The sequence below is a fragment of the Kibdelosporangium philippinense genome, from assembly GCF_021390435.2.
Lineage (GTDB): Bacteria > Actinomycetota > Actinomycetes > Mycobacteriales > Pseudonocardiaceae > Kibdelosporangium > Kibdelosporangium philippinense.
In genome coordinates this window covers 1,555,901-1,581,204 of the sequence record NZ_JAJVCN010000001.1, presented here as the reverse complement: position 1 = coordinate 1,581,204, position 25,304 = coordinate 1,555,901, and the positions used below count along the sequence as shown (strand labels likewise).

22 protein-coding genes are annotated in these 25,304 nt (G+C 63.9%); 12 read left to right on the top strand and 10 right to left on the bottom strand.

Annotation, left to right across the window (positions count from 1 at the left end; all coding sequences use genetic code 11):
• Positions 1–3: 3 nt before the first annotated feature.
• Positions 4–834: a transposase family protein gene (locus LWC34_RS07180; protein ID WP_233722715.1), complete on the bottom strand. Its 831-nt coding sequence runs from the start codon at positions 832–834 to the stop codon at positions 4–6.
• A gap of 470 nt (positions 835–1,304) precedes the next feature.
• On the opposite strand from LWC34_RS07180, the gene LWC34_RS07175 reads away from it, so the two are divergent.
• From LWC34_RS07175 to vanX, 4 genes are all read left to right on the top strand, one after another.
• Positions 1,305–2,549, top strand: a complete 1,245-nt coding sequence (locus tag LWC34_RS07175; RefSeq protein ID WP_233726375.1) for an IS701 family transposase — start codon at positions 1,305–1,307, stop codon at positions 2,547–2,549.
• A gap of 304 nt (positions 2,550–2,853) precedes the next feature.
• Positions 2,854–3,885, top strand: coding sequence for a D-lactate dehydrogenase VanH (vanH, locus tag LWC34_RS07170; RefSeq protein ID WP_284051419.1), 1,032 nt, complete (start codon positions 2,854–2,856; stop codon positions 3,883–3,885).
• Positions 3,878–4,918: a D-alanine--(R)-lactate ligase gene (vanA, locus tag LWC34_RS07165; protein WP_233723911.1), complete on the top strand. Its 1,041-nt coding sequence runs from the start codon at positions 3,878–3,880 to the stop codon at positions 4,916–4,918. Before vanH ends, vanA begins: the two co-directional genes overlap by 8 nt.
• Complete coding sequence (vanX, locus tag LWC34_RS07160; RefSeq protein WP_233723909.1) at positions 4,915–5,523, top strand: D-Ala-D-Ala dipeptidase VanX; 609 nt, start codon at positions 4,915–4,917, stop codon at positions 5,521–5,523. The genes vanA and vanX overlap by 4 nt, the downstream gene beginning before the upstream one ends.
• Positions 5,524–5,635: 112 nt before the next feature.
• On the opposite strand, the gene LWC34_RS07155 is transcribed toward vanX, so the two are convergent.
• Positions 5,636–6,679: a right-handed parallel beta-helix repeat-containing protein gene (locus LWC34_RS07155; RefSeq protein ID WP_233723908.1), complete on the bottom strand. Its 1,044-nt coding sequence runs from the start codon at positions 6,677–6,679 to the stop codon at positions 5,636–5,638.
• Positions 6,676–8,592 (bottom strand): hypothetical protein, encoded by a 1,917-nt coding sequence (locus LWC34_RS07150; RefSeq protein ID WP_233723906.1) that lies wholly within the window; start codon positions 8,590–8,592, stop codon positions 6,676–6,678. Before LWC34_RS07150 ends, LWC34_RS07155 begins: the two co-directional genes overlap by 4 nt.
• A gap of 247 nt (positions 8,593–8,839) precedes the next feature.
• Here LWC34_RS07150 and LWC34_RS07145 point away from each other — a divergent pair, with 247 nt between their 5' ends.
• Entirely contained in the window at positions 8,840–9,493 is a 654-nt protein-coding gene (locus LWC34_RS07145) for a hemerythrin domain-containing protein (RefSeq protein WP_233723904.1), read from the top strand.
• Here the strand turns inward: LWC34_RS07145 and LWC34_RS07140 are convergent, their stop codons facing one another.
• A complete protein-coding gene (locus tag LWC34_RS07140) occupies positions 9,494–10,246 on the bottom strand; it encodes an ArsR/SmtB family transcription factor (RefSeq protein ID WP_233723902.1) in 753 nt (250 codons plus the stop codon).
• Between the two features lie 78 nt (positions 10,247–10,324).
• Between LWC34_RS07140 and LWC34_RS07135 the strand changes: the two genes are divergently transcribed.
• A complete protein-coding gene (locus LWC34_RS07135) occupies positions 10,325–11,182 on the top strand; it encodes a hypothetical protein (protein WP_233723900.1) in 858 nt (285 codons plus the stop codon).
• The gene (locus LWC34_RS07130) at positions 11,179–11,535 is read left to right on the top strand and encodes a GntR family transcriptional regulator (protein WP_233723898.1); all 357 of its coding nucleotides are present in this window, start codon (positions 11,179–11,181) and stop codon (positions 11,533–11,535) included. Before LWC34_RS07135 ends, LWC34_RS07130 begins: the two co-directional genes overlap by 4 nt.
• Here the strand turns inward: LWC34_RS07130 and LWC34_RS07125 are convergent.
• From LWC34_RS07125 to LWC34_RS07105, 5 genes are read right to left on the bottom strand one after another with little or no spacing between them, the layout of a single operon-like run.
• On the bottom strand, positions 11,516–12,541 hold the full coding sequence (locus tag LWC34_RS07125) for an ABC transporter ATP-binding protein (RefSeq protein WP_284051418.1): 1,026 nt from the start codon (positions 12,539–12,541) through the stop codon (positions 11,516–11,518). The genes LWC34_RS07130 and LWC34_RS07125 overlap by 20 nt on opposite strands.
• A 5-nt stretch (positions 12,542–12,546) precedes the next feature.
• Positions 12,547–13,563 (bottom strand): ABC transporter ATP-binding protein, encoded by a 1,017-nt coding sequence (locus LWC34_RS07120; protein WP_233723889.1) that lies wholly within the window; start codon positions 13,561–13,563, stop codon positions 12,547–12,549.
• Positions 13,560–14,543, bottom strand: coding sequence for an ABC transporter permease (locus LWC34_RS07115; protein ID WP_233723887.1), 984 nt, complete (start codon positions 14,541–14,543; stop codon positions 13,560–13,562). The genes LWC34_RS07120 and LWC34_RS07115 overlap by 4 nt, the downstream gene beginning before the upstream one ends.
• Before the next feature lie 55 nt (positions 14,544–14,598).
• Complete coding sequence (locus LWC34_RS07110) at positions 14,599–16,365, bottom strand: ABC transporter substrate-binding protein (RefSeq protein ID WP_233723885.1); 1,767 nt, start codon at positions 16,363–16,365, stop codon at positions 14,599–14,601.
• Between the two features lie 15 nt (positions 16,366–16,380).
• Complete coding sequence (locus tag LWC34_RS07105) at positions 16,381–17,367, bottom strand: ABC transporter permease (RefSeq protein ID WP_233723883.1); 987 nt, start codon at positions 17,365–17,367, stop codon at positions 16,381–16,383.
• A 238-nt stretch (positions 17,368–17,605) separates the two neighbouring features.
• Here LWC34_RS07105 and LWC34_RS07100 point away from each other — a divergent pair, with 238 nt between their 5' ends.
• The 4 genes from LWC34_RS07100 (at position 17,606) to LWC34_RS07085 (ending at position 22,819) form a co-directional block, all read left to right on the top strand.
• On the top strand, positions 17,606–19,585 hold the full coding sequence (locus LWC34_RS07100) for an APC family permease (RefSeq protein WP_233723882.1): 1,980 nt from the start codon (positions 17,606–17,608) through the stop codon (positions 19,583–19,585).
• A gap of 508 nt (positions 19,586–20,093) precedes the next feature.
• Positions 20,094–20,942, top strand: a complete 849-nt coding sequence (locus LWC34_RS07095) for an ABC transporter ATP-binding protein (protein ID WP_233723880.1) — start codon at positions 20,094–20,096, stop codon at positions 20,940–20,942.
• Positions 20,939–21,733 (top strand): ABC transporter permease, encoded by a 795-nt coding sequence (locus tag LWC34_RS07090; protein ID WP_233723878.1) that lies wholly within the window; start codon positions 20,939–20,941, stop codon positions 21,731–21,733. Before LWC34_RS07095 ends, LWC34_RS07090 begins: the two co-directional genes overlap by 4 nt.
• Positions 21,734–21,754: 21 nt before the next feature.
• Positions 21,755–22,819 carry an ABC transporter substrate-binding protein gene (locus LWC34_RS07085; RefSeq protein WP_233723876.1) on the top strand — a complete coding sequence of 355 codons (1,065 nt, stop codon included), beginning with the start codon at positions 21,755–21,757 and terminating at the stop codon, positions 22,817–22,819.
• Between the two features lie 307 nt (positions 22,820–23,126).
• Here the strand turns inward: LWC34_RS07085 and LWC34_RS07080 are convergent, their stop codons facing one another.
• Positions 23,127–24,608, bottom strand: coding sequence for an alpha/beta hydrolase (locus LWC34_RS07080; protein WP_233723874.1), 1,482 nt, complete (start codon positions 24,606–24,608; stop codon positions 23,127–23,129).
• A gap of 94 nt (positions 24,609–24,702) precedes the next feature.
• Here LWC34_RS07080 and LWC34_RS07075 point away from each other — a divergent pair, with 94 nt between their 5' ends.
• Positions 24,703–25,290 carry a TIGR03086 family metal-binding protein gene (locus tag LWC34_RS07075; protein WP_233723872.1) on the top strand — a complete coding sequence of 196 codons (588 nt, stop codon included), beginning with the start codon at positions 24,703–24,705 and terminating at the stop codon, positions 25,288–25,290.
• Positions 25,291–25,304: the final 14 nt, after the last annotated feature.

The window sequence follows — 25,304 nt, the reverse complement described above, 5'->3', positions numbered from 1 at the left end:
CTTTCACGCGATCTTGCCGTGTTCGAAATGCGTGAGGACAAGGGCGGCTTTGACGATGTCGCCGATCTTGCTGGGGCTGGCGGTGAGATGCCGCAGGCTGCGCCAGCGTCCGGTGAGTAGGGCGAAACCACGTTCGCCCAGACACCGCAGGCCACGCAGCAGAGCGTTGCGTGTGCGGGTGTCCACGTCGAGGACCTGGCCATCGGCAGGCTGTTTGACCGGGGTGTGCACGCCGATGCCGGCACCGTCGTAGCCGCCATCGGCCAGCGTCGGCAGATCAAGGTGCGAGGCGGCCCAGTACAGCGCACCCAGCACATGCTCGCGCGCCACGGTCAAGTCATGGAGTGAACCGGGCTCGACATCCGAGACCCACCACGGAAAACCGTCCGGCGCGCACAGCGCTTGGATGTTGCCGCCGTGCTCGCGGGCTTTGCCGGAGTACCACAGGTCGATCGGCTCGCCTTTCACGCTCAACGTTTTCTCGCTACAGCGATCGGCGGAGAAGACCTTTCCATCGAGGATCACGTAGGCCGTGCCCTCATCCTTGGCCCGCTGCAGGGCCTCATGCAGGTCCGGCGCCTGCTCGGCGAGCACGATGACGACCTCATCCAAGTAGCGGTAGCCGGTGGCGCGGGAGATGCCGTGATCGCGAGCCAGGGCGGGGACGTCGGTGTTCTGCCGGAACCAGCGCAGGCCCAGCACCGCGTGGCGAAAGCAGGTCAACGCCCTGCTGTTCTTGCGGGTGCCGCGTCGGCGGCGTTCGGCGTGCAGCAGCCGGCTGAGGTAGAGGGCCAGTTCACGCGGGACATCGAGCATGGCACGATACGCAATCACGGGGAGCCTTCTGGTCCGGACTTGATCTTCGCAATCCAGTTCTACCAAGGGCTCCCCGCCCATCTTTCCCCGGGTCTCACCACTCCCCAGCACATCGACCAGCGCTCGTCCGAGCAGCTTCGCGGCTCAACAAACGAACCAGAATCTTGGTGAGATTACCTCATTGTGTCGATACTACGCAAAAGACCGGCCAGTGGTTATTCCTTATCCAGTTTCCCCGGCATTTTCAATGCCGAATTTCAGCACTCCCATCCGTCGACAGAAACCGGACAAAACGGCGCCGCGCCACTAGTACGGCAGCCGGACTTCGTGATCTTGGCTGGTGAGGGTCCCTGAATACGGACGCGGCCACCAGTTGATCATGAGCAGTTGTGTGGACAACTCAAGATCGTGTGGTGGCCGCGGGCGCCATCGTAAACCCCGTTGAGGGTGTGGATCCCGTTGGCTGGCGGGAGAAGTTCGACGGGCTGATGGCTCGGGTGGCGAAGCGGTTTAAGCGGGTGGAACCGCGCCGGCGAGCACGAGCGTTCGTGGAGGGGCTGCTGGCCGACCTGCCGCGCAAGAACTGCTGGACGATCGCCGAGCACGCCGGGGACGCGACGCCGGACGGGATGCAGCACCTGCTGTCGCGGGCGGTGTGGGATGCCGATGAGGTGCGCGACGACGTGCGGGATGCCGCGGTGGAATATCTCGGTGACACCGACGCGATGCTGGTCGTGGACGAGACCGGCGACGTCAAGAAAGGGACGTGCACGGTCGCGACCCAGCGCCAATACACCGGTACCGCCGGGCGGATCGAGAACGCCCAGGTCGGGGTGTTTCTGACCTATACCACCAAGGTCGGGCACACACTGATCGACCGTGAGCTGTACCTGCCGCGCTCCTGGACCGGTGATCCTGATCGGTGCGCGGCGGCCGGGGTCCCTGAGGACACCGGGTTCGCGACCAAGCCCGCGCTGGCCTCGCGCATGATTCTGCGTGCCCTCGACGGTGGTGTGCCCGCCGGGTGGGTCGCCGCGGACGAGGTCTACGGCAGCAATCCGACGCTGCGTGGCGATCTGGAGAAACGGCGGGTCGGGTACGTGCTCGCGGTGGCCTGCGACCACCGGGTCAGCACCGCCACGGGCACCTATCGGGCCGATGAACTGCTCGCGCGGCTACCGAAACGTGCCTGGCAGCGACTGTCCGCGGGCAAAGGCGTGAAAGGACACCGGTTCTACGACTGGGCCTGGATCAGTCTCACCAGCGGTGATGACGAGCCCGCCGGGCATCGGTGGCTGCTGGTCCGGCGCAACCGCCGCACCGGCGAACGTGCCTTCTACCGCTGCTACGCGCCCGAAAGGGTGCCGCTGGCCACGCTGGTGCGGGTGGCCGGGCGCCGATGGACCGTCGAGGAGTCCTTCCAAACCGGCAAAGGCCAAACCGGTCTGGACGAACACCAAGTCCGCACGTGGACATCTTGGTATCGCTGGACAACCCTGGTGCTGCTCGCCCACGTCTTCCTCGCGATCGTGACGGTCACCGCCCGCGCCAGACCCGCTGCGGACGGGCTGATTCCGTTGACACTCAACGAAATCCGCCATCTCTACAACGCACTGGTGCTCACTCCGGCCACAGACATCCGGCACGTCCTGCACTGCTCACACTGGCGCAGGCGACACCAATACCGAGCCCAGCAAGCCCACTACCAGCACCAATCGCTCCAGGAACCATGAAGATCACGATCTACGACTGGAGTACTAGGCGCGTCGTGGGCAAGCACGCCCAGCGCGTCCCGGATCGGCTGGATACGCCAAACTATGCACGACGTTCATGGATGTGGAGCACGACAGGGTCGCGCAGCCCGGGTAAGATCCGAGGTCAGCCGACTGCGGCGCAGGTGAGAGGCGGTAGCAGGACAAGGGGCGGACCTGACGGTCAAACCACGCACACTACCGCATGCTACCAGCCAGTAACGTATCGCCGATATATCGAAACCCACTTACGTGCTGGCAACACCAGCTGCCTACACTGCTGGGCATGTCCTACAGCGAGCCAGCACCAACATCGGCCCACCGCACCCGATCGCTGGCGTCGTCGGCCGTCCCGGAAATTGGAATCACGATTTTTGGATGCGGACAGGACGAGGCTGTTTTGTTCCGCGAGATGGCGCCACGCCTTGGCGTTCTGCCGACGATCACACCGGATGCGGTATCCGAGGCCAATATCGAACTGGCATTCGGCAATCGGTGCATCAGCGTGGGCCACAAGACGCGGATCACGAATTCCACGCTGCTCGGCCTGAGCCAGGCAGGCGTTAAGTACATTTCCACCCGTAGCATCGGGTTCAACCACATCGATGTGGAGTACGCGCAGAGCGTCGGCATTTCCGTTGGCAATGTCGCCTATTCACCCGACAGTGTCGCTGATTACACGCTGATGCTGATGCTGATGGTGATCCGGAATGCGAAATCCCTGGTCAGGCGGACCGATGTGCACGACTACCGGCTGCACGACGTACGCGGCAAAGAACTCCGCGACCTGACCGTCGGGGTCGTCGGAACGGGACGCATCGGCGCGGCCGTGATGGACCGGCTGCGCGGTTTCGGCTGCCGCATTCTCGCTCATGACGCCATGCCGACGGCCGTCGCGGACTACGTTTCCCTTGACACGTTGTTACAAGAGAGTGATATTGTCTCGCTGCACACCCCGCTCACCACTGAAACGCACCATCTCCTCAACCGGCAACGTATCGCGGAGATGAAGCACGGTGCGTTCGTCATCAATACTGGCCGCGGCCCCCTCATTGACACCGAGGCCCTGATTCCAGCTCTGGAAAGCGGTCGATTGGGCGGCGCGGCGTTGGACGTCCTCGAAGGAGAGGAAGGCATCTTCTACGCCGACTGCCGCGACATTCACATCGACAACAAACCGCTGGTGCGTCTGCAGGAAATGCCGAATGTGCTCATCAGCCCGCACACGGCGTATTTCACAGACCATGCACTGAGCGACACGATTGAAAACAGTCTCATCAACTGCTTGAACTTCGAAAGCGGGAAGCAGCATGGATAAGTTGAAGGTCGGTATCATCTTCGGTGGCTTGTCCGAGGAGCACCCTGTCTCCGTCAAGTCCGCGAACGAGGTCGCCAAGAGTCTCGACACCGAGAAGTACGAGCCGTTCTGGATCGGGATCACGCAGACCGGGTCCTGGGTGCTGTGTGACGGCCCCGGCGGTGACTGGGAGAACGGTGGCCGCCCGGCCATCCTGTCCCCGGACAGAAGCGTCCACGGGCTGCTCGTCCAGGATGAGGCGGGCCAGTACGAGCCGGTCAAGCTGGACGTCATTCTTCCTGTGCTGCACGGCAAGTTCGGTGAGGACGGCGCGCTGCAGGGTCTGCTGGAATACTCCGGTATCCCCTACGTCGGCTGCGACATCCAGAGTTCCGCGCTGTGCATGGACAAGGCCCTCGCGTACGTCGTGGTCAGCAACGCGGGCATCGCGACGCCGCAGTTCTGGATCGTCAACGGCGATGAGACCGTCGACGGCGACCAGCTGCCCTACCCCGTCTTCGTCAAGCCCGCCCGTTCCGGGTCGTCCTTCGGCGTGACCAAGGTGTCCAGCAAGGACGAGCTGCAGGGCGCGATGGAAACCGCGCGGCAGTACGACACCAAGGTGCTGATCGAGGAGGGTGTCGTCGCCAGCGAGGTCGGCTGCGCGGTGCTCGGCAACGACCAGGACCTGATCACCGGCGAGCCGGACCAGATCACGCTGTCGTCCGGTTTCTTCCGTATCCACCAGGAAGACAGCCCGGAGACCGGTTCGGAGAACTCGACCATCCAGGTTCCGGCCGACATCTCGGCCGAATCGCGCGACCTCGTCCAGGAGACGGCGAAGGCCATCTACAGCGCTCTTGGCTGCCGTGGACTGGCGCGCGTCGACCTGTTCCTGAAGGAAGACGGCTCGGTCGTCCTCAACGAGGTCAACACGCTGCCCGGCCTCACCTCGTACAGCCGGTACCCGCGCATGATGAACGCCGCGGGCAGGCCGCTCGGCGTCGTGATCGACCAGCTCGTGTCGCTGGCGCTGACCGGAAAGACTCAATGAACGACGACTTTGTCTTCGTCGACGAGCTGATCCCCGGAATTCGCTGGGACGCCAAGTACGCCACCTGGGACAACTTCACCGGCAAGCCGGTGGACGGGTACAAGGCGAACCGGATCGTCGGCACGAAGGCGTTGTGCGCCGCGCTGCGGAAAGCCGGAGAGGAGGCCGAAGCCCTCGGCTTCGGCTTGCTCCTCTGGGACGGATATCGCCCGCAGCGTGCTGTGGACAACTTCATGCGCTGGGCACAGGAGCCGGAGGACGGCCGGAAGAAGGCGCGGCACTATCCGAACATCGAACGAGCAGAGATGTTCGAAAAGGGTTATGTCGCAACAAAGTCCGGTCACAGCAGGGGCAGCACGGTCGACCTGACGCTGTACCACCTTGAGTCGGGTGAACTTGCCGCCATGGGCGGCGACCACGATGTGATGGACGTGATCTCCCATCACGGCGCCGAAGGGGTCACCGAAGTCGAGAAGCGCAACCGCCAGCACCTTCGCACCATCATGGAGGCCGCCGGTTTTGTCGCGTACGAGAACGAGTGGTGGCACTACAACCTGAAAGACGAGCCCTACCCGGACACCTACTTCGACTTTCCCATCGAATAGGCACACAGAGATCGAGCCCGTGGACGATTCCACGGGCTCGATCTCTGTGAGGACAGATCCCGTGAGTGGCCCGGTTGGGGTGTCGGGCGTCCGGGCCACTCACGGGCCGTCATCAAGGCGTGACAGGGATATTGGTCAATCCTTTGGTCGCCCTGGTGACGGTGTTCGAGCCGTAGACCACGTTCGGCCGTTCCCGGCACTTCGAGGTCGACGTGATCTTGATCGCGTACTCGCCGACGCCGCCGAGGTCGGACTTGTTGTTACGCCAGGTGTTTCCGCACCCGTTCAAGAACGACGGGCTGGTGCTCGGATTGTGTGTCTCGTAGCCGTTGGCGAGTGTGCCTGGGCTGGCGAAGGTTCCGGTGTTGTTCTCGATCAGGTAGCCGATGCCCTTCACGTCGATCCACGAGTCCGCGGAGTTCTGGCCGGTGATGCCCTGGCCGTTGAACGTGTTGCCGCGGATCACGCCGCCTTGCGTTCCTTCCTTGACGTCAATGGGTTCCGCGGCGATGTTGGGGCCGATCCGGTTGTCCAGCACCTGAACCCGGTCCGCCTTGTCAACGCCTCCACTGTTGCCGTGGCACTTCCAGTTGGAGTGCGCCGATCCGATGTAGACGCCTTCGCCGTACCCCTTCTGCACCAAGCCGGTGTCGGTGATCCGGGAGTTGCGGATCACGCTGTCGCCTGAGGAACGCCTGAAGTGCACGGCTTCCTCGTCCACGTGGTGCACGTAGACGCCGTCAATGGTGGTGTGGTGGGAATTGTCGAGGATGATGCCCTTTTTGGACTCTGCCACGGTGAACCCGGTCAGGTTCCAGTACGGCGCGCCGTACAGCCAAAGCCCGTACCCGGAGTCCCAGCCAGCGGTAGGCGCCGGGCAGGACGGCGCCGTACCGCTGGGGCCGTCGTTGATCAGTACGGCGTTTGCCGGACCGGTCAACGTGATCGGCTGCGAGGAGGTCCCGGCCTTCTGCGAGAAGAACGCCCCGCGGTACGTGCCCGCCGCCATCCTGATGGTCGTTCCTGGTGTGGCACTTGCCAATGCGGCCTTGAGCTGCTCCGCGTTGGAAACGTCCACATTGGCCGCCGAGGCGGACGGCGTGACAGCGACGAAGGTGGTCAGAACAACGGCGGCGAGTGCCAGTGTGGTCTTCATCGGCGACTCACATTCTTGAGGAACAGCGACTGCGCGCTGTCGGTCTTGGTCGCATCCACGCCATGCCCGCCGGTGTAGTCGCGTTGTTCGTTCTTCGCCCAGTCCGCGATCGGCGTACCATCCACATCGAGGTGCTTGTAGCCGGTGCCGTTCCAACCGAAGATGTAGATCCGTTGCTTGTCCGGGTAATAGTCGTTGAACGGGCCGTTGGTTGCGGTCTGCTTGGTCATGGTGTTGTTGAAGAAGACGTTCTTCGCGCCACTGGCACCAGACCACTTCACGGCCTTCTTGCCCGCGCCCCACCAGATCGGGAACCAGTTGGAGTCGTCGGGGCCGCTGCCGCCCTCGTCACCGCAGTTGGCACGGCAGTTGCCCGGCCTGTGCCCGTAGCTCAGACGTGCGGTGTTGAGTTCGAACAGGTTGTTGCGTTCCCAGCCGCCGTGCAGGTTCATGTCCGAGTCGAAGTCGTTGCCGATCACGACATTGCCCGCTGCCGACCACTGGAACGTGAAGTGCCGCAGGTTACGCGAGATGTTGCCCGCGTACAGAGAATCCCAGACACGGGAGCCACGGAAGTATCCGTTGCCGCCCTTGCCCTTGTTCCAGGACCCGTCCAGCTCGTTGTTCACGATCTGCAGGTTCTTGGCTTCCTCGGTGACGATCGGGTGCGAGCCGGTCATCTCCGCCTTCATGCCACGGACCCAGGAGTTGGCGGCCCACTTGAACACGATCCCGTGCATCTGCGCACGCGGGTCCATGTTGCCGTAGTTGTTGACCGCTTCGGCCTTGTTCAGGTTCGGCATGTCCTGTGTGAACGTGAAGTCCTCAAACCCGACGCCCACAACGGGATCCACCAGCGGAGCGGCCTTCGAGTCGTAGGTCGCACCCGCGATCGGCGGTGAACCGTCCGATGTGGAGCTCACCGGGACGTCGAACTCGAGCGGCTTGTCCAATGTGATCGTTCGCTGCGAGGTGTTGACCGAGGCGATCGTGAAGATCTGTTGACGCATGTGCATGTTCAGCAACGGCCATGGCGTCGGCAGCGCCTGCTGTTCCTGGTAGAACTTCTGCGTGTTGGCCGCACGGATGTTCACGAACGACCCGGCCGTGAGGGCAGTGATCGACCCGCTGGAAGCCAGGTGCACGACCTGGTCGCCGGTGCGCGCGGAGAATCCGGTGTCACCGGCCTTGGCGCGCAGTTTGACGCCGGACTTCCAGTGCACGTTCACCGTGCCTTCGAAAATGTCCTTGCGGTTGGCAGGCGCCGAGCTGTAGTCGCCCGAGTAGCTCGAGTGCACGCCACGCGACTGCACGCGGAACAGGCCACGGCCGGGCCAGAGCCATCCGCCCTTGCCTTGGCCGTAGGTCATGCCGTCCTCGTCCCAGTCCGACTTGTCCGGGGTGAGGGCGTCGTACAGCGTGTTGGCGTCCGGCCGATAAACCACCTTCGTGGCGGTCGTCCCGGCGCCCCGAATGAGCAGGTAATCCGCGTCGACGTGAATCTCCCTAGTCACAACCAGCTCACCGGCCGGTAGCGTGATCAGGCTCAGTTTGTTGTAGTTCGCCGAGTTGGAACAGGAAGTGCGAATAGCGTCGATGGCGGCCTGCAGACCGGTTGAATCATCGGCGGTGTCGTTCGGTTTGACGTTGTATTGGCTGCTCAACTCCTCCGGCGTGATCTGGCACGTTTGGTTTGAGTTGATGTCGCCGGAACCGGGCAGGTTCTGCCCACCTCGATAGCCGGCTTTCGTCCAGTCATACAGGCCGGACACGGGTGCTCTACGGTTGCCAGCGGACAGATCAAGGCTGGTCAGGGGCTGTCCATTGGCGACAGGGGAAGGAAGTGTGAGAAGTCCGGCAGCGATCGCGGCACTCGCGCCGAGCGCGAGGAAACCGCGATGTTTCCATGACATGAAAACCTCCGGTGGCGACGGGCAGGGACGGCAGATGTGCGGCGGCACTCACACCCGAGGTGTCCCTGTTGTAGCCCACCAAACGGCTATTCGTCAAACAATTGCGGTTACTCGGTTTAGATACGTGAAATAGGGAAAGAAAGGACCTTTGGTGACCCAGAAGTCCTGGCCGGCCGGGACAGTTTCCTGAGTGGATCACGGTCGCGGTCCCTGGTCACCAGGAAAGACCATCAAGCAGCATGCGGCCATGAACGTGGATACCTGGGAAATGGTAGTCGTGCACAAGATGTTCCGGCGCGAGTTCGCGCTGCTGCCCGGCCTGGTCTGCGACGTCACCGACGGCGATCGCGACCGCGCGAAGCTGGTCGGCGACCACCTGGCGGCGCTGCTGCGCGGCCTGCATCACCACCACACCGGCGAAGACGAGCTGCTGTGGCCCAAGCTGCTTGATCGAGTGAGCACACTGGACACCGAGCTGGTGCAACGGATGGAAGGCCAGCACGAGGCGGTTTCCGGCCTGATCGAACGGATCGACGCCCTGCTACCCCGCTGGCAACTTGACGCGGACCGTGAGCTCGCCAGCGAGCTCGCCGTACTGCTGAGCGACGTGTCGCACCGGCTCAACGAGCACCTGGACGACGAGGAACGCCATGTCCTGCCGCTGGTGTCCGTGTTCATCACCGAGGCGGAGTGGAAAGCCTTGGGAGATCACGGAAAGAGCGGCATGGACAAGGGCGCGGCCGGTTTCGTGATGCTCGGCATGATCCTTGAGGACGCCACACCGACGGAAAAGGTGCGTTTCCTCGGCCTGCTGCCTCCGCCTGTCCGACTTTTCCACAAACTCATCGGCACAGGCATCCACCGGCGCGCGAAGGAGCGCCTGCACCGGGTCGCCGCGTAGTCAGCTGCCCGCTTTCCACGGCGGCAACGACATAGGCTTGCCGGTCTCCATGAAGGACTTCAGGTTGGACAGTACGGCGGCCCAGCCGCCGGCCACCTGACGCAGCTCCGACTCGTCGGCAAGGTCGACGTGCGTGACTGTCAGCTTGACGATTTCGCCGTACCGCTGGATGTCGAACGTGACCGTGGACGTCACGTCCGGAGTGGACGGATCGGCCCAGGTGAATGCCAATCGGCGCGGCGGCACGCTTTCCTCGATGACGCCGACGACGTCCGCGGCTGAGCCGTCCGCGCGCCGATGCTCCCATGTGGACCCGACTCGCCAGTCGGAGATGTTGCTGTGCCCCCAGTACTGCAATGACAACTCCGGATCGGTGATGGCTTCCCAGACTTTCCCCGGCGTGCTTTCGATGTAGGTGACGTACACGAAACTCGGCTTGTCGCTCATCTTGTCCTCTGCTCGTTGTTTGACCGCGCTGAGCATGCGCAGGCGCGGCCGCTCGAACTTGTCGATCCACCGCTCCTGGATCTCCTGCAGCGGAACGGGATTGAGGTAGTGCAGCTTCTCCCGCCCGCGCTTGACCGTGCTGACCAGGTTCGCGGCTTCCAGCACGGCCAGATGCTGGGTGACCGACTGACGGGCCATGTTCAGCTGTTCGCACAGCTGCGCCAGCGTCTGCCCGTTGTGCTCGTGCAGCCGGTCCAGCAGGTACCGCCGAGTGTCGTCAGCCAGCGCTTTGAACACCTTGTCCACACGTCAAGTTACGCAGGCAATTACCTGCATGTCAAGCCGTGCTCCTTTGTACCAAGCACTCAGTACAAAGGAGCGGTCATGCACCTGGACTGGCAGATGGTCCTTATCTACGCGTTGAGTGGGGTTGTCCTGCTGGTAGTGCTGTGGCCGTCGGTCAAAGTCGGCCAGCGGTTCCTCAAGCGGTGGGGTGTCAAGGACCCGACCGAGGAGCAGGGAGTGCTCGCCCGGCAGTACCTCCTGCACCGGCGGATGCTGTACCCGCCGCTGTTCATGGCCGCGCCATTCGTCACCGACGGTAACAATTTCTGGCCGCCGCTCATCCTGGCGCTGCTGCTGGCCGAGATCATCGGCACGCTCCGACCGGTCCGCGGCCCCCGTTCCGCCACCCTCACCCGCCGCAACTGGGGCGACCTGGTCCCACGCTGGGCGGTCATCCTGATGCTGGCGCTCGGTGCGCTCGCGGTAGTTATCGCGGTCGCCACGAGGTTCGCGCAACAATGGGGCCGGGAAGTCTTGAGCACCAATCTGCCCACCAGCATCCCGGCGGACGATATCTACGCCAGAGTCACCGATTCCAGGTGGCTGGTCGTCATCATCACCGTCGTGCTGGCGACGGCCGCGGTGCTGGGCATCGTGTGGCTGGCGGTTCGCCGAGGTTCGATCGCCGACCTGCGCGTCGACGCCGCACTGCGGACACGCAGCGCCCGAGTCGCCGTCGGGATCGGAATCGCTTTCATGGCAACGAGTGTCGTCGAGGCCAACCGGCCGTTCAGCGTTCTGCGCGGCACGCATTGGCCGGTGCCGGCGCCCTGGCTGCTAGCGGGCACGAGCAGCCTTGAGGCGCTGTCCTTGCCGATGTTGCTGATCTGCGTGGCCGGGTGGATCTGGGTGGCCAATCCCTCGCCCAAGATGCCGTACATCCAGTCCGTGGCATGACCCGGATCCTCGTCGACCCTGACAACGGGGTGCCGCCGTGGCGGCAAGTGCGTGACCAGCTCGTCCGGCTGATCCAGTCAGGCGAACTCGCCATCGGCACGCCACTTCCGTCAATCCGGCAGCTCGCCAACGACCTTGGTCTGTCAGCCGGGACGGTCGCGCGCGTCTACCGAGAGCTGGAAACGGCAGGCGTTCTGCACACCGCGAGACGCAAAGGCACTGTCATAGCAGCGGTTCCGAGTTCCGGAGCCGACGCGTTGACGGACGCGGCGGCGCAGTTCGTCAGCCAGGCCAAGGCACTTGGCGCCGATCTCGACAAGGCCATCGAAGCCGTCAGCCAATCGTGGGAGTGACCTGGCGGGACTCTGGGAAGTGACACGCCGCCCTGTGCCCCTCGGTCACGCCGCTGAGCTGCACCAATGGCGGCTCCTCCGACGCGCAGATGTCCTGCGCCTTCCAGCATCGCGTCCGGAAACGGCAGCCGGACGGCGGGTTGATGGGCGACGGGACGTCACCGGTCAAACGGATCCGCTCCCGGTGTCGTTCGCTGTCCGGATCCGCGTCCGGCACCGACGACAGCAGCGCGTGGGTGTACGGGTGTTGTGGGTTGCCGTACAGGTCGTCGCGATCCGCGATCTCGACGATCTTGCCGAGGTACATCACCGCGATGCGCTGCGAGAAGTGCCGCACCACGGCCAGATCGTGCGCGATGAAGACGAACGCGATCCCCAGCTCCCGCTGCAACCGCTGCAGCAGGTTCACCACCTGCGCCTGAATCGAGACATCCAGCGCCGACACCGGTTCGTCGGCCACGATCAGCTTGGGCGCCAACGCCAACGCCCGCGCGACGCCGATGCGCTGCCGTTGACCACCGGAGAACTCGTGCGGGTAGCGGTTGTAGTGCTCGGGGTTCAGGCCAACGGTTTCCAGCAACTCCTGGACGCGTTTCCGCGTGCCGCCCGGTGGGTTGATTCCGTTGATCTCCATCGGCCCGGCGATGATCGTGCCGACGGTGTGCCGTGGGTTCAGCGACGAGTACGGGTCCTGGAAGATCATCTGGATCTCGGACCGGATCGGGGCCAGCTGCTTGCGGGTGGCGTGCGTGATGTCCGTGCCGCCGTAGGTGATTGTGCCCTCGGTCGGTTCGAGCAGCCGGGTGATCAGCCGCCCGGTCGTCGACTTGCCGCAACCGGATTCACCGACCAGCCCGAACGACTCGCCTTCGTGCACGCTCAGGTCGATCCCGTCGACCGCTTGCACCACACCGGCTTTCCGCCTGAACAGGCCACTTCCTCTGACCGGGAAGTGCATCTTCAGCCCGCTCGCGACAAGCAGTTCCCGTGTGACTACGTCCGTCATGTGGTTCAGCCCAGTCGTTCCAGCTCGTCGGTCCTGATCAGTATTTTGTCCGATGTGGACAGATGACACGCCGACGCGTGCCCTGCCTCAGGTAGCAGCAATGGCCGCTCAGTCGTGCATCGGGCGTTCGGCATCCGGTCGCGGTAGTCGCAGCGCGGGTTGAACGGGCACCCGCTCGGCGGATCGATCAGACTGGGTGGCGTGCCACGGACCGGCACCAGCGGCACGTCCACATCGCCGCCAAGGTGCGGAATCGACGACAACAAACCCCAGCTGTACGGATGCTGCGGGGTTTTCAGGACCTCACGCACTGTTCCACGTTCGACCGCACGGCCCGCGTACATCACAAGCACGTCGTCGGCCATCTGCGCGACGACACCCATGTCATGGGTGATCAAAATGATCGCCGTCTCGAACTCGGATTGCAATTCCCGCAACAGATCCAGGATCTGCGCCTGCACAGTGACGTCCAACGCGGTCGTCGGCTCGTCCGCGATCAGCAGCGCAGGGTCACAGCACAACGCGATCGCGATCATCGCGCGCTGCCGCATACCTCCGGAGAACTCGTGCGGATACTCCTTCGCCCGGCGATCCGGTTGTGGAATGCCCACTTTGGACAGCATCTCCACGGCCCGTGCCCAGGCTTTCTTCTTGGTCGCCTTGGTGTGCCTGCGGTAGGTCTCGGCGATCTGCTCCCCCACCGTGTAGTACGGCGACAGCGAGGTCAGCGGGTCCTGGAAGATCATCGAGATACCGTTGCCACGCAGCTTCTGCATGGTTTTCTCGCTGGCACCAGTCAATTGCTTGCCGTTGAAGAGGATCTCGCCGGTGACGGTGGTCTTCTCCGGGTTGCGCAGGCCCAGAATGGCCAGGTTCGCGACACTTTTGCCCGAGCCGGACTCACCGACGATGCCAAGCGTGCGCCCTTTGGCCAAGTCGAAGGACAATCCATCGACGGCTTTGACCACACCGTCCTCTGTGGAGAAATGCACCTTCAGGTCGCGCACGGACAGAATGGTCATGCGGTCACCTTGATTCGCGGGTCGATGGCGGCATAGACCACGTCGACGATGATGTTGGCGATCACCACGGCCGCTGACGCCAGCATCACCACACCCATCATCATCGGCAGGTCGGAGGAGACGACCGAGTTGACCGCCAGCTGGCCGACTCCGATCAGGCTGAACGACGTCTCGGTGATGATCGCACCGGCGAGCAAGCCGGCGATGTCGAGGCCGAGGATTGTCGCGATAGGACTCATCGCGCCACGGAACGCGTGCTTGAAGTACACCTGCCACGTGCTCAAACCCTTGGCGCGCACGGTTCTGATGTAGTCCTCGCTCAGCACGTCGACCATGGCGGAGCGGGTCAGCCTCGCGTAGTACGCCATGAAGATGAACGCGAGACAGATCCACGGCAGGATCAGCCCGACCGCCCAGTCGACCGGGCTTTCGAAGAACGACACGTAATGCGGCCGGGGCAGCCAGTCCGTGCTGTAGACGAAGGCGTAGAGCAGAAACGGCGCCAGGACGTAGATCTGCATGGATCCGGCGATCAACGCGAAGCCCATGGCCAGCTTGTCGGCGATTTTTCCCTTACGCAGCGCGGCAAGCATGCCAAGACCGACGCCGAACACGAGGAACAGCACGGTCGCGCCGATGGCAAGCGACAGCGTCACCGGCAGCCGGTCGGCCACGGTCTGGAAGACCGGCTGCTTGTTGACGAACGAGTAGCCGAAGCACGGCGCGTCACACATCTGGCTGCCGATCATCCGGCCAGCGAAGATCCCGCCGAGATAGGTCAGATACTGCTGCCAGATCGGCTGATCGAGGCCGAGACTCCGGCGGATCTCGTCGATCAGAGCAGGCGTGCAGACCTTGCCACAGGACAGCGCCGCCACCTCGTTGCCTGGCACGGCGAAGAACAACAGGAACGTGATGGCGCTGATCACCAGGAGGATCACGATGGCGCCAAGCACCCTGCGGACAAGGAAAACCAGCATCGAACGGGTATCTCCAGTGCGGAGACGGGCCGAGCGGGCCCGTCCCCTGGACAGGTCAGGACTTCAGGTAGAGGTTGGCCAGGTTCATCATCACGTGCGAGTCGAAAGAGGCGCCGCCAACGTTCGTACCGAACTGGACCTGCCTGCGCGGATACACGTACGGAACAGCGGGCACGCTCTCCATGATCTTCTTGTCCAGCTTGTTGAACTCGGCACCCTGCTGCACGGAGTCGGTGATCTTCATGATCCGGTCGATCTCCGCGTTGATCTCGGGGCTGTTGAAGTGGGAGTTGTTCGCCCTGCCGTCACCGATCTTGCGGCCGTCGAACTGCTCCGGCAGGACCGAGACCGCGGTCGGCCAGTCGGCCATCCAGCCCGACCAGTAGAAGTCCAGGTTGTTGTCGACCTTGTCACGGGCGTCGAGGTAGGTCTTCGACTGCATAGCGATCTTCTCGACCTTGAAGCCGGCCTTCTCGAGGCCGTCGGCGACCGCAAGCGCTTCCTTCTCGGAGGTCGGGGTCTGGTTGTAGCCCAACGAGATCGAGTAACCGAGTTTGCCAGCGTCGGTCAGGATCTTGCGGGCCTTCTCCGGGTCACCCTTCGGGTCGACGTCGCTCACGCCTGGCAGGTCGTACTTCTGCCAGCCCAGCGTGCTCGGCGAGGTCAACGTGGTGGCGAAGTCACCCTGGTACGGGCCGCCCTTCTGCAACCGCGCCTGCTCCTTGGGGAACGCGGTCAGCAGCGCCTTGCGCACGTTCAGGTCGGTGACCCTGCTGTTGTTGATCACGAAGAGGTCGACCTGGTTCGACGGCTTGTCGATGATCTGCTGCTTGAGCTTCGGATCGTTCATCACCTGCTCGAAGCGTTCCGGCGCGACCGTCTGGGAGATACCGGCCGAGTTGCGGTCGTCACCGGCGGACGCGGACAGCCGGTCGGTGATCTCCGCTGGCAGCGGGCCGAACTGGAAGGTGAAGCTGTCGACGAACTGGTGGCGGATCGGGTCGGTGTTCGGGTCCCAGTTCTCGTTGCGGACCAGCTTGAGGCTCTTGTCCACCTCGTGGGACGCGATCTTGTACGGGCCGGAGGTGATCGGCGTCTGGTCCAACGCCTCCTTGGTGTCCTTGGCCTGCGGAACCGGTGCCGTCGCGCCGAGGGCGGCTGCGAACGGGAAGTCCGGGCGCGGCTGGGAGAACTTGAAGATGATGGTCTTGTCGTCGGGGACTTCGACCTTGTCGTTCGACAGCTCGCCACCCTCGTACGGGCCCGCATAGACCTTGCTTGGTTCCGCGCTGTCGGCGAGCCAGGTCTGGATGTACTGGAAGCCACGGGCGTACAGCGACGAGAAGGACCGAGCGACCGCGTACTTGATGTCCTTGGCGAGGATCGGCGTGCCGTCGGAGTACTTGATCCCGTCTTTCAGGGTGTACTTCCAGGTCTTGCCGCCGTCGGTGGTCTCGCCCGCGTTCGTGGCGAGGTCGCCGACCAGGTTGGTCTTGTCACCCTCGATCCGGTACATCGTCAGCCGGCGTGAGATCAGTTCGAGCACGGTGGTGTCCGGCGACGACTGCGCCACCGCGGGGTCGTAGTGCGCGATGTCCTGGCGCCACAGGATGTTGATGTTGCCGCCCTGGCGTGAGCCCTGGACCTGCGACGCGGGGCCCTTGGACAGGGTGCCGTCCTTGTCGATGGAAACCTTGGCGACCTCAGCCTGCGCCCGGTTCGGATCGGTTGCCGCGTTCTGCCCACCGGCACTGCACCCTGAGGCGATCAGGACGGCACTCGTCGCGGCGGCGGCCGCTCCGAGAATCCTCTTTCTCTTCACTGTCTCTCCCTGTGCCTAGCGATGCGATGTGGGGTCGAGCGCGTCCCGGACAGAATCCCCTAGCAGGTTGAAGGCGAGTACGAAAACCAGCAGCGCGACACCCGGAAAGACCAAATATGTCGGCACGGTCTGGATGTACTCGGACCCGGTGTGGATCATCCGGCCCCAGTCCGGCGTCGGCTCAACCATGCCGACGCCCAGATACGACAGCGCTGCCTCGGTGGTGACCATCGCGGGCACGTCGAGCGTGACCACGACAAGGATCGGCGTCACCAGGTTGGGCAGCAGCTCCTTGACCACGATCCGCCGCGAGCTCGCGCCGGACACCCGTGCGGCCTCGACGAATTCCCGTTCCCGCAAGGAAAGCACCTGGCCACGCAGCAACCGTGCGGACCGTGTCCAGTTGAACACCGAGAGCACAAGGATCAGCGCGGTGGCCCGTAGCCAGACCGGCGCCTCCTTGCCAGGCGCGACGAACAACGCGAGGGCGACCGGCGTGAACGCGAGGAAGAACAGCGTCGACGGGATGGCGAGCAGGGTGTCGATCACCCGGCCGATGAAGTAATCCGTCTTGCCGCCGAGGTACCCCGCGGTGACGCCGACGAGCACGCCGACCGTGGTCACGATGAGGACGACGACGATGGCGATCAGCAGCGAGGTCCGGATGCCGTAGACCAGCTGCATGAACACGTCCCTGCCGAGCTTGGGCTCGAGCCCGAACCAGAATTCTGAATCGATTCCGCCATTAGGTTTCATCGGAATTCCGGTATCGCTGAGCAGACCGGGCCGGTCAAGGCCGTACTTGGTGTACGGGTCTTTTCCATAAAGCCACGAGATCACCGGCGCGCCAAGGCCGATGAGAAAGAAGAAAAGAACGACACATCCGGCGATCACGCCGGCCTTGTCCCTGCGGAATCTTCGCCAGGCCAACTGTCCTGGCGACCTGCCGATCGGCGGCTTCGATGCGCCTGCGGACGGCTCGGCCACAAGCAGGTCGGCCACGTGCCCCCCGATATCGAATAAGAGGTATTCCGGCGGAAATTTACGGTCCGCCGCTTCCGATAGTCAAGTCGCCTCAGCCGTTAGGAAAATTGTCGCCGGACAGTGCATGTCCGCACACGCACCGTGCCCGCCATTTGGTCCACTGTGTCCGGTAGAGGAGGGGTTGACCCGGATACCGCCGGTACGGGTCGGTAGGGCATTGTTGGCACCGCCAACGCCATCCACAGGAAGACGGCACATGACCAGCGATTCTGAGCTCGCAATCCCGGCAAAAGTGGCGAGTCCGGCAGCGGCGGCGCCGCCGAAGAAGCCGTTCGGACGCTGGCTGCTGGCCCACCGAGTCGGCCCAGTGGGCCCGGAAAGCGGTGCGGAGCACGCGAAACCGCAGTCCTGGTGGAAAGTCATGTGCCTGACGGGCGTCGACTACTTCTCCACACTGTCCTATCTGCCCGCGATCGCGGCGCTGGCAGCAGGCGCGTTGTCGCCGTTGGCGACTCTGCTGATCGTCGCGCTGACCCTGCTCGGCATGCTGCCGATGTACCGCAGGGTGGCGCGGGAAAGCCCGCACGGGCAAGGCTCAGTGGCGATGCTTGAAGACCTGCTGCCGTTCTGGCGCGGGAAGATCTTCGTACTGGTGTTGCTGGGATTCGTTGCCACGTCGTGGATCGTGACGATCACACTGTCCTCAGCGGACGCGACCGTGCACCTGCTCGAAAACCCGATCGCCCCCGGTTTCCTGCACGGCCAGGAAGTTCTGGTCACCTCGGTGCTGTTGCTGATCCTCGGCGGCGTGTTCCTGCTCGGCTTCAGCGAAGCGGTGGGCGTGGCGATCCCACTTGTCGCGATCTTCCTGGCCCTCAACGCGGTGATCGTCGGCGTCGGCATGGTTGACGTGTTCGAAAGCCCAGAGCTGATGTCCCGCTGGGTGGACCGGTTGACCGAAGGAGGCAGCGGCTTCTTCGACATAGCCGGGCCGGCGGTGCTGGCGTTCCCGATGCTGGTGCTCGGCCTGTCGGGCTTCGAGACGGGCGTGAGCATGATGCCGTTGGTTGCCGCATCAGGGACAACCCCGGAAGAGCAGCTGGAATCGCGGATCCGCAACACCCGCAAGCTGCTGACGTCGGCCGCGTTGATCATGTCGGTCTACCTGGTGGCGACCAGTTTCATCACAACCGTGCTGATCCCGGCCGAGCAGTTCCAGCCAGGCGGCGCCGCGAACGGCCGAGCGCTGGCGTACCTCGCGCACACCCACCTCGGTGAGGCATTCGGCACGATCTACGACATCAGCAGCATCCTGATCCTGTGGTTCGCCGGAGCATCGGCGATGGCAGGCCTGATCAACATCGTCCCCCGCTACCTGCCGTCCTACGGAATGGCACCCGATTGGGGTGCCGCGGTTCGCCCAGTCGTGGTGGTCTACACGGTGATCAGCATCCTGATCACGATCGCCTTCGGCGCGGATGTGAACGCACAAGCAGGCGCCTATGCGACCGGAATCCTGGCGATGATGGTCTCCGGCTCGTTCGCGGTGATGGTCTCGGCCCTGAAACGCAGGCAGCGCTGGGCCTCGATCGGCTTCATCGTGCTGACCCTGGTGCTGTTGTACGCGTTGGTGGAGAACGTGATCGAGAAGCCGGACGGCATCGCGATCTCAGCGGCATTCATCGCCGGAATAGTGATCGTCTCCCTGATCTCCCGGGTGACCCGGACAACGGAACTACGAGCCGACCACATCGAGTTCGACCCGGCCGCGCGCCAGTACGTCACAGACTCCCTGACCCACGACGGCGAACTGGACATCATCGCCAACAAGAAACAAGCCGGCGACAGTGCGGAGTACCTGGCAAAAGAGCGCGAACAGCGCGGCCTGAACCCAGTGCCAGGAGCCGCGGACGTGCTGTTCCTGGAAATCGAGGTCACCGACCCGTCGGAGTTCAGCGGAGTCCTGCACGTACGCGGAGTGGAGATCGAAGGCCACCGAATCCTGCGAGTCCAAAGCACAGCCGTCCCGAACGCGATAGCCGCGATCCTGCTAGCCCTGCGTGACGCCACCGGAGTGCTACCGCACTGCTATTTCGAATGGTCAGAAGGAAGCCCGCTAGGCCACCTGTTCCGCTACCTGATCCTCGGTCAAGGAGACACCCCACCAGTAGTTCGAGAGATCCTCCGAACCAGCGAACCAGACCCAACCCGCCGCCCCCGAATCCACGTGGGCTGAAGTTCACCCAATCGATACCCCCAAACCCCTCCCGAAATTCGCCCACGGCTGCGCGAGCCCATCCGGCCCCACCCACCTCGCGCTTGCTGTGGCCAGAACCTCCGAGCGAAGCGAAGGGGAACCGGCACGAAGTGCGCGTGTCCTCCATTCCTTGTGGTGGTGAGTTGAACGCTCGCGGCGCACGACGGCGACCAGCCGGGCTGGGAGCGAGTCGAGCAGTGTGACTCACCGTGAAGGAATGGTGGACACGGCCTTCCGCAACGGTGGACACGGTGTGACGGAACGGTGGACACGGCCTTCAGGAACGGTGGACACGGCCCTCACATCTCAGGCCCGTTCTTTCCCGCAAACCGCCGCCCCCTTCCGTCAATGACTTCCCTTGACGTGCAATCGGTTGCACCTGAGTAACCAATGACAGGCTTCTAACAGCCAAAACAGCAGGCGTTGACGCCCGAACTACCTCCTCGTACGATCGCAATCGATTGCAGTGACAATCGCGGGAGCGGCGATGACCCAGGCAAAGGTGCACCCTGTGGACGAGGCGACCGAGCACGCCGACGAGCCGTTCATCAGAGCGCGGCACGTCACGGCTGGTTACGAGAACCGGCGGGACCACACCAGACTGATCGCGCTGCGCGACGTCTCCCTCGACGTGGGCAGAGGCGAGTTCCTTGCCATCGTCGGCCCATCGGGCTGCGGCAAGACCACGTTCATCAACATGATCGCGGGCTTCGTCCAGCCACTCGAAGGCGAGATCACCGTCGGCGGCGAACCGGTCAGCGGCCCCGGCATGGACCGGGCGATGGTCTTCCAGGACTACGCGCTGCTGCCGTGGCGAACAGTCCAGCGCAACATCAGGTTCGCGATGGAGAACCGCCGCACCAAACCCAGCAAGGACGAGCAGGACGAACGGATCCGCAAAGCCATCGAACTCGTCGGCCTCACCGGCTTCGAGAAGTCCTATCCGCACGAGCTTTCCGGCGGGATGCGGCAACGCGTCGGCATAGCAAGAGCGTTGGTGACCGAACCATCGGTGCTCCTGATGGACGAACCCTTCGGCGCGGTCGACGCGATGACCCGCGAAGCCATGCAGGCCGAGCTCGAGAAGATCATCGCGCAGACCCGGCAGACGGTCGTGTTCATCACGCACTCGATCGACGAGGCCGTGACCCTCGGCGACCGGGTCGTCGTCGTGTCGAGCAGGCCGGGCCGGATCAAGGAAATCGTGCCGATCGATCTGCCGAGGCCACGGATGGACTCGGATATCCGTGGCTCGCAACAGTTCGCCGAACTGCGTGAGCACATCTGGTCGCTGTTGCAGGGCGAAGCCCTTGGCGCGAAAAGGGAACAGTCATGATCGAACAGATCAAGGTCTCGCGGTTCGCGCCCTTGCGCAACACCGCCATCACGGTCGTCAACCTCGCCGTTTTCTTCGTGCTGTGGGAACTCGTCGCACGGGCCGAGTGGATCAACCCGCTCTTCTTCCCCCGGATCACCGACACGTTCAGCACGATGTTCAACGGGTTCGCCACCGGGGTGATCTGGCCGCAGCTGAGCCACAGCCTGCAGAACTTCCTGATCGGCATGCTCATCTCGGCGGCCATCGGCATCCCGGTGGGGCTGCTGATGGGCGCGAACAAGGTCGCCGACGTCATCCTTTCGCCGTACGTGTGGGCGATGACCTCGCTCCCCCGTGTCGCGTTCATCCCGTTGCTCATCCTGATCATGGGCTTCGGCAACGCCATGCAACTGACCATCATCGTGCTGTCCGCGGTGTTCCCGATCATGGTCAACTGCATGGCTGGCGTGAAAACCGTCGACCCGTCGCTGCTACGCGCCGGGCGCGCGTTCGGCGCGAACCGGATCCAGCTGTACGGCAAGATCATCCTGCCGTTCACGTTGCCGTTCGTCATCTCCGGCGTGAACCAGGGCATCGCACGTGGTCTCGTCGGCATGCTGATCGGCGAACTGCTCGGCGGCGGCGGGGAAGGCCTCGGCTTCCTGCTCGACCGCGCGGGTGAGCAGTTCGACGCGCCCATGTTGTACGCCACCTTGATCTTGCTCGCCGTCATGTCCGTCGGCCTCGTGCAGGGCATGCGCTGGCTCGAACGCCGTGCCGCTCCCTGGCGGGAATCGCCGGCCCGATAATCCCCTCTAAGGAGCTCGATGATGAGCCGTATACCTCTGGCTTTACTCCTCGTCGGCGCGTTGGCGGCGTGCTCGGACACCACTCCGGCGCCAGCGGCGCAGGTGATCCCGAAGACCGAGAGCGAGATCGTCAGCACGATCGACACGGCCAAGGTCCGCAAGACACTCACGGTCGGCGTCGACAACCCGCACTACCTGTTCCACCACGATGTCCTTGTCGCGCTGGACCGCGGTTTCTTCCGTGAGGTCGGCATCGACAACGTCAACATCGTCACGACCGAAGACCCGTTGCCAGGCCTGATCGGCGGCTCGCTCGACCTCGCGTTGTACGACACGGACACCACGATCGCCGCGGGCGTGAAGAGCCGTACACAACTGCGCATGCTGAGCGTCTACCTGGGTGGCGAGGCGAACATTCTCGGTGTCCGGCCAGGCATCAACACGCCGCAGGATCTACGCGGCAAGACCATCACCGGCGGCCAGTTCGGCAGCCGCAACGACTTCCTGGTCCGCAAGCTGATCACGGACGCGGGGATGAACCCGGACACCGACGTGAAGATCGTCAGCACCGGCGGGCAGTCCAACTCGCGTCTGCAGGCGATCCTGTCCGGCACGGTCGACGGCGCGGCTGTCCAGATACGCCACAAGGGAATGCTCGAGGCACAGGGCGGCAAGTTCCTGTTGCAGGAAACCGCGCAGGTGCCGCAGGTCAGTTGGTCGGCAGGCAAGCTGTTGGCCGAGAGCCCCGAGACGGTCGCCGCGTTCCTGCAGGCGACGCTCAAAGCGCGCCAGTTCATCGTCGATCCGCAGAACAAGGACACCGTGCTGAACCTGATGGCCGCCAAGGGTTTCCAGATCCCGCAGGAGTTCAAGGACGCGTACGCGGCCGAGAACGCGCCGGACTACCACACCAAGGATGGCGGCTTCGAGACCGCGGACATGGACAAGTTCATCACCGACCAGATCAACTTCAAGGTCGTGCCGCCCGGCACGAACTGGCGTCAGTGGGCCGATCTGATGCCGTTGTGGCGTGCCCAGAAAGCCCTCGGCCTGCCGCTGCGACCGGCCATCGGAGGCTTCCAGTAATGGTCGGCACCGCCTCCGCGCATGGCTTGCGGCTCGTCGCTCACCACGACCTCGACGGCCGTGGCGACGGCATGCAGTTTCCTTGATCTCCTCGGCAGGCAGCTTCGCCTTGTCGTCGAGCGATTCCCCGAAATGCTCACGACAGTGCCGGGCAAAGCGCCTTGAATGGGCGGTCATCGCAACCTCACCATGGCCATCTCCTCCGCGTGATGTCCATGATTACCCATTCGTCGCGCGAACAACACCGGTTATTCGGGCGACACGCGCCCGGATGTCCGGTGTGGACATCCGGGACACGTGAATCCGGCTATGCGCCCGCGGGAACCGGATCCGGCTGCGCGGCGCACACGACGTCCGCCTGGCGGCCTGGCTTACGAGCTGGCAGCTCGCCGGTCGCCAGATAGGACGCGATCTTGTTGTCCACGCACGCATTGCCGGTCAGGCTGTTGGCGTAGTTCACGCCGTTCTGCACGGCGAGCAACCGCGCGCCGGGATACCGTGAGCGCACCTCGAGGCTGCCCTCGAACGGCACCGCCGCCGTCAACGTCTCGCTGACAAGAAGCGCACTGTCTACTTGGGCGCCATCGATCCGCACCGGCGTGCCCCGCTTGGCCTGCCAGAAGAAGCACGGCGAGTTGAACCACGTGTTGCCCCACGTCGGATCCGGGGCGATCGCGTACGTACGCCACGTGTCCGCGCGCCACTGCGCCCAGCTCGTCGGCCACGCGTTGTCGCTGCAAATAGTCGCCATCTGCGTGCCGTAGATGTTGTCTGCCGCGGGGATCAGGTAGAACCCGGCGTACAGCGCCTTGACCGTCTCGCCATCACCGTTGTGCACCCAGTTCGCCAACGCCGAACCAAGCATGGTCCAGGTCTGCTGGCTGTAGGACACGTACAGGAACAGGTCGATCCACTCGGCCTGCCCCACAGCGCCCGCGGCGGGCTGCGCCGTCACGCGATCGATCTGCTCCTGATAGACCTGCTGGACCTCGGCCTTGGTCTTGCCAAGGTGGTAGACGTTGTCGTACTTGGCCAGCCATTCGAACCAGATCTCAAGGTTGCGCTGCAACGGCGGGTTCTGATCAAAGTTGGCCGCGTTGTACCAAACCCGGCGCGGGTCGACGGTGCTGTCGAGCACCATCCGCGCGACCCGGTTGGGATAGAGCGTGCTGTAGACCTGAGCGACGTAAGTCCCATACGCCTGGGCGTACAACGAAACCTTGTCGAGTCCGAGCGCGGCACGAACCAGCTCCATGTCCGCGGCGATGTCGGTCGACTTCATGTTCTCCAGCAGCTCACGCTGGTTCGCAGCACAGGCGTCAGCATAGGACTTCGACCTGTCCAGCCACTGCTGCTCGATCGCGAGCGAGGTCGGGATGTGCGGCGGCTTGTTGAACCCCAGGTGACCAGGGATGCAGGTGACCGCGGGTGAGCTCGGCGCGACGCCGCGGCTCGCGTACCCAACCCAGTCGAACGCGTCACCACCCAGCAAGCGGGCACCACGCAGCGACTGCAGGTAACCGTCACCGCCGAGCGGGTTGTGCACGGCCAGAACAGTCCCCTTGGACTCGGCCGTCTTGTGCTTGACCCTGGAGACCGCCAGGGAGATCTTCGCGCCATTGGGAGCGCTGTGGTTGAGCGGGACGCTGAGCGTGCCGCACTCGGCGCCCGCGGCAGCCAGAGCCTGGTCGGCGCACGCACCCCAGGTGATGGTGGAGGTTGTCGGTGTGGCGTTCGCAGCCGGTGCGACGAACACCAAAGCCATGGCAACAGCCATAAGTAATCTCACGAAGACGAACGCTAGGTCAGCCTTGATCAATCTAGAACGAGCGTTACGCGAAAGCCTCAAGGGAACTGCCCGTTCGTACATTACGGTCTTTCGCATGAACGCCATCGCCGATCGCTACCGCCAGCACGCCGATGCCTTCGAACGCCGAATCGCCGCAGCCCACCCAGACCAATGGGCCGACCCGTCACCCTGCGAGAAGTGGACCGCACGCGACGTGGTCGACCACATCATCATGATGCACGGCGCAATGCTCCGACCCGTCGGCCGCGAACTCAGCCCCGCGCCATCAGATCCGCTGGGAGCCTTCCAGGCAGCTCGCACGGACGTCGAGGCACTGCTCGACGACCCCACGATGGCCACGACCGAATCACCGACGCCCAGCGGACCGATGACGGCGCAGGACCACGTCAACCAGGTCCTGATCGACGACCTGATCCTGCACGGCTGGGACCTGGCAAAAGCCCTGCGCCAAGACCCGACGATCGACCAAGCGGAAGTGCGGCGCCTCTGGTCAGCGAACACGGCGATCCCAGCGGAAATGATGGCGAAGTTCCGCACCCCAGGCGCCTTCGGTCCAGGGATAGAGGTGCTCGGCCCGGAAGTGCAGGTCTCACCGGACGCGCCACTGCAGGACCGCCTGATCGGCTTCATCGGCCGCGACCCGTATTGGACGCACAGGTAGGCGAGAAGAGCCCG

Excerpts from the sequence above, each read along its gene's own strand:
- LWC34_RS07175 (WP_233726375.1), top strand. The coding sequence starts at position 1,305 with ATGGCTCGGGTGGCGAAGCGGTTTAAGCGGGTGGAACCGCGCCGGCGA.
- vanH (WP_284051419.1), top strand. The coding sequence starts at position 2,854 with ATGTCCTACAGCGAGCCAGCACCAACATCGGCCCACCGCACCCGATCG.
- vanA (WP_233723911.1), top strand. The coding sequence starts at position 3,878 with ATGGATAAGTTGAAGGTCGGTATCATCTTCGGTGGCTTGTCCGAGGAG.
- vanX (WP_233723909.1), top strand. The coding sequence starts at position 4,915 with ATGAACGACGACTTTGTCTTCGTCGACGAGCTGATCCCCGGAATTCGC.
- LWC34_RS07155 (WP_233723908.1), bottom strand. The coding sequence starts at position 6,679 with ATGAAGACCACACTGGCACTCGCCGCCGTTGTTCTGACCACCTTCGTC.
- LWC34_RS07150 (WP_233723906.1), bottom strand. The coding sequence starts at position 8,592 with ATGTCATGGAAACATCGCGGTTTCCTCGCGCTCGGCGCGAGTGCCGCG.
- LWC34_RS07145 (WP_233723904.1), top strand. The coding sequence starts at position 8,840 with ATGAACGTGGATACCTGGGAAATGGTAGTCGTGCACAAGATGTTCCGG.
- LWC34_RS07135 (WP_233723900.1), top strand. The coding sequence starts at position 10,325 with ATGCACCTGGACTGGCAGATGGTCCTTATCTACGCGTTGAGTGGGGTT.
- LWC34_RS07130 (WP_233723898.1), top strand. The coding sequence starts at position 11,179 with ATGACCCGGATCCTCGTCGACCCTGACAACGGGGTGCCGCCGTGGCGG.
- LWC34_RS07125 (WP_284051418.1), bottom strand. The coding sequence starts at position 12,541 with ATGACGGACGTAGTCACACGGGAACTGCTTGTCGCGAGCGGGCTGAAG.
- LWC34_RS07120 (WP_233723889.1), bottom strand. The coding sequence starts at position 13,563 with ATGACCATTCTGTCCGTGCGCGACCTGAAGGTGCATTTCTCCACAGAG.
- LWC34_RS07115 (WP_233723887.1), bottom strand. The coding sequence starts at position 14,543 with ATGCTGGTTTTCCTTGTCCGCAGGGTGCTTGGCGCCATCGTGATCCTC.
- LWC34_RS07100 (WP_233723882.1), top strand. The coding sequence starts at position 17,606 with ATGACCAGCGATTCTGAGCTCGCAATCCCGGCAAAAGTGGCGAGTCCG.
- LWC34_RS07095 (WP_233723880.1), top strand. The coding sequence starts at position 20,094 with ATGACCCAGGCAAAGGTGCACCCTGTGGACGAGGCGACCGAGCACGCC.
- LWC34_RS07090 (WP_233723878.1), top strand. The coding sequence starts at position 20,939 with ATGATCGAACAGATCAAGGTCTCGCGGTTCGCGCCCTTGCGCAACACC.
- LWC34_RS07085 (WP_233723876.1), top strand. The coding sequence starts at position 21,755 with ATGAGCCGTATACCTCTGGCTTTACTCCTCGTCGGCGCGTTGGCGGCG.
- LWC34_RS07075 (WP_233723872.1), top strand. The coding sequence starts at position 24,703 with ATGAACGCCATCGCCGATCGCTACCGCCAGCACGCCGATGCCTTCGAA.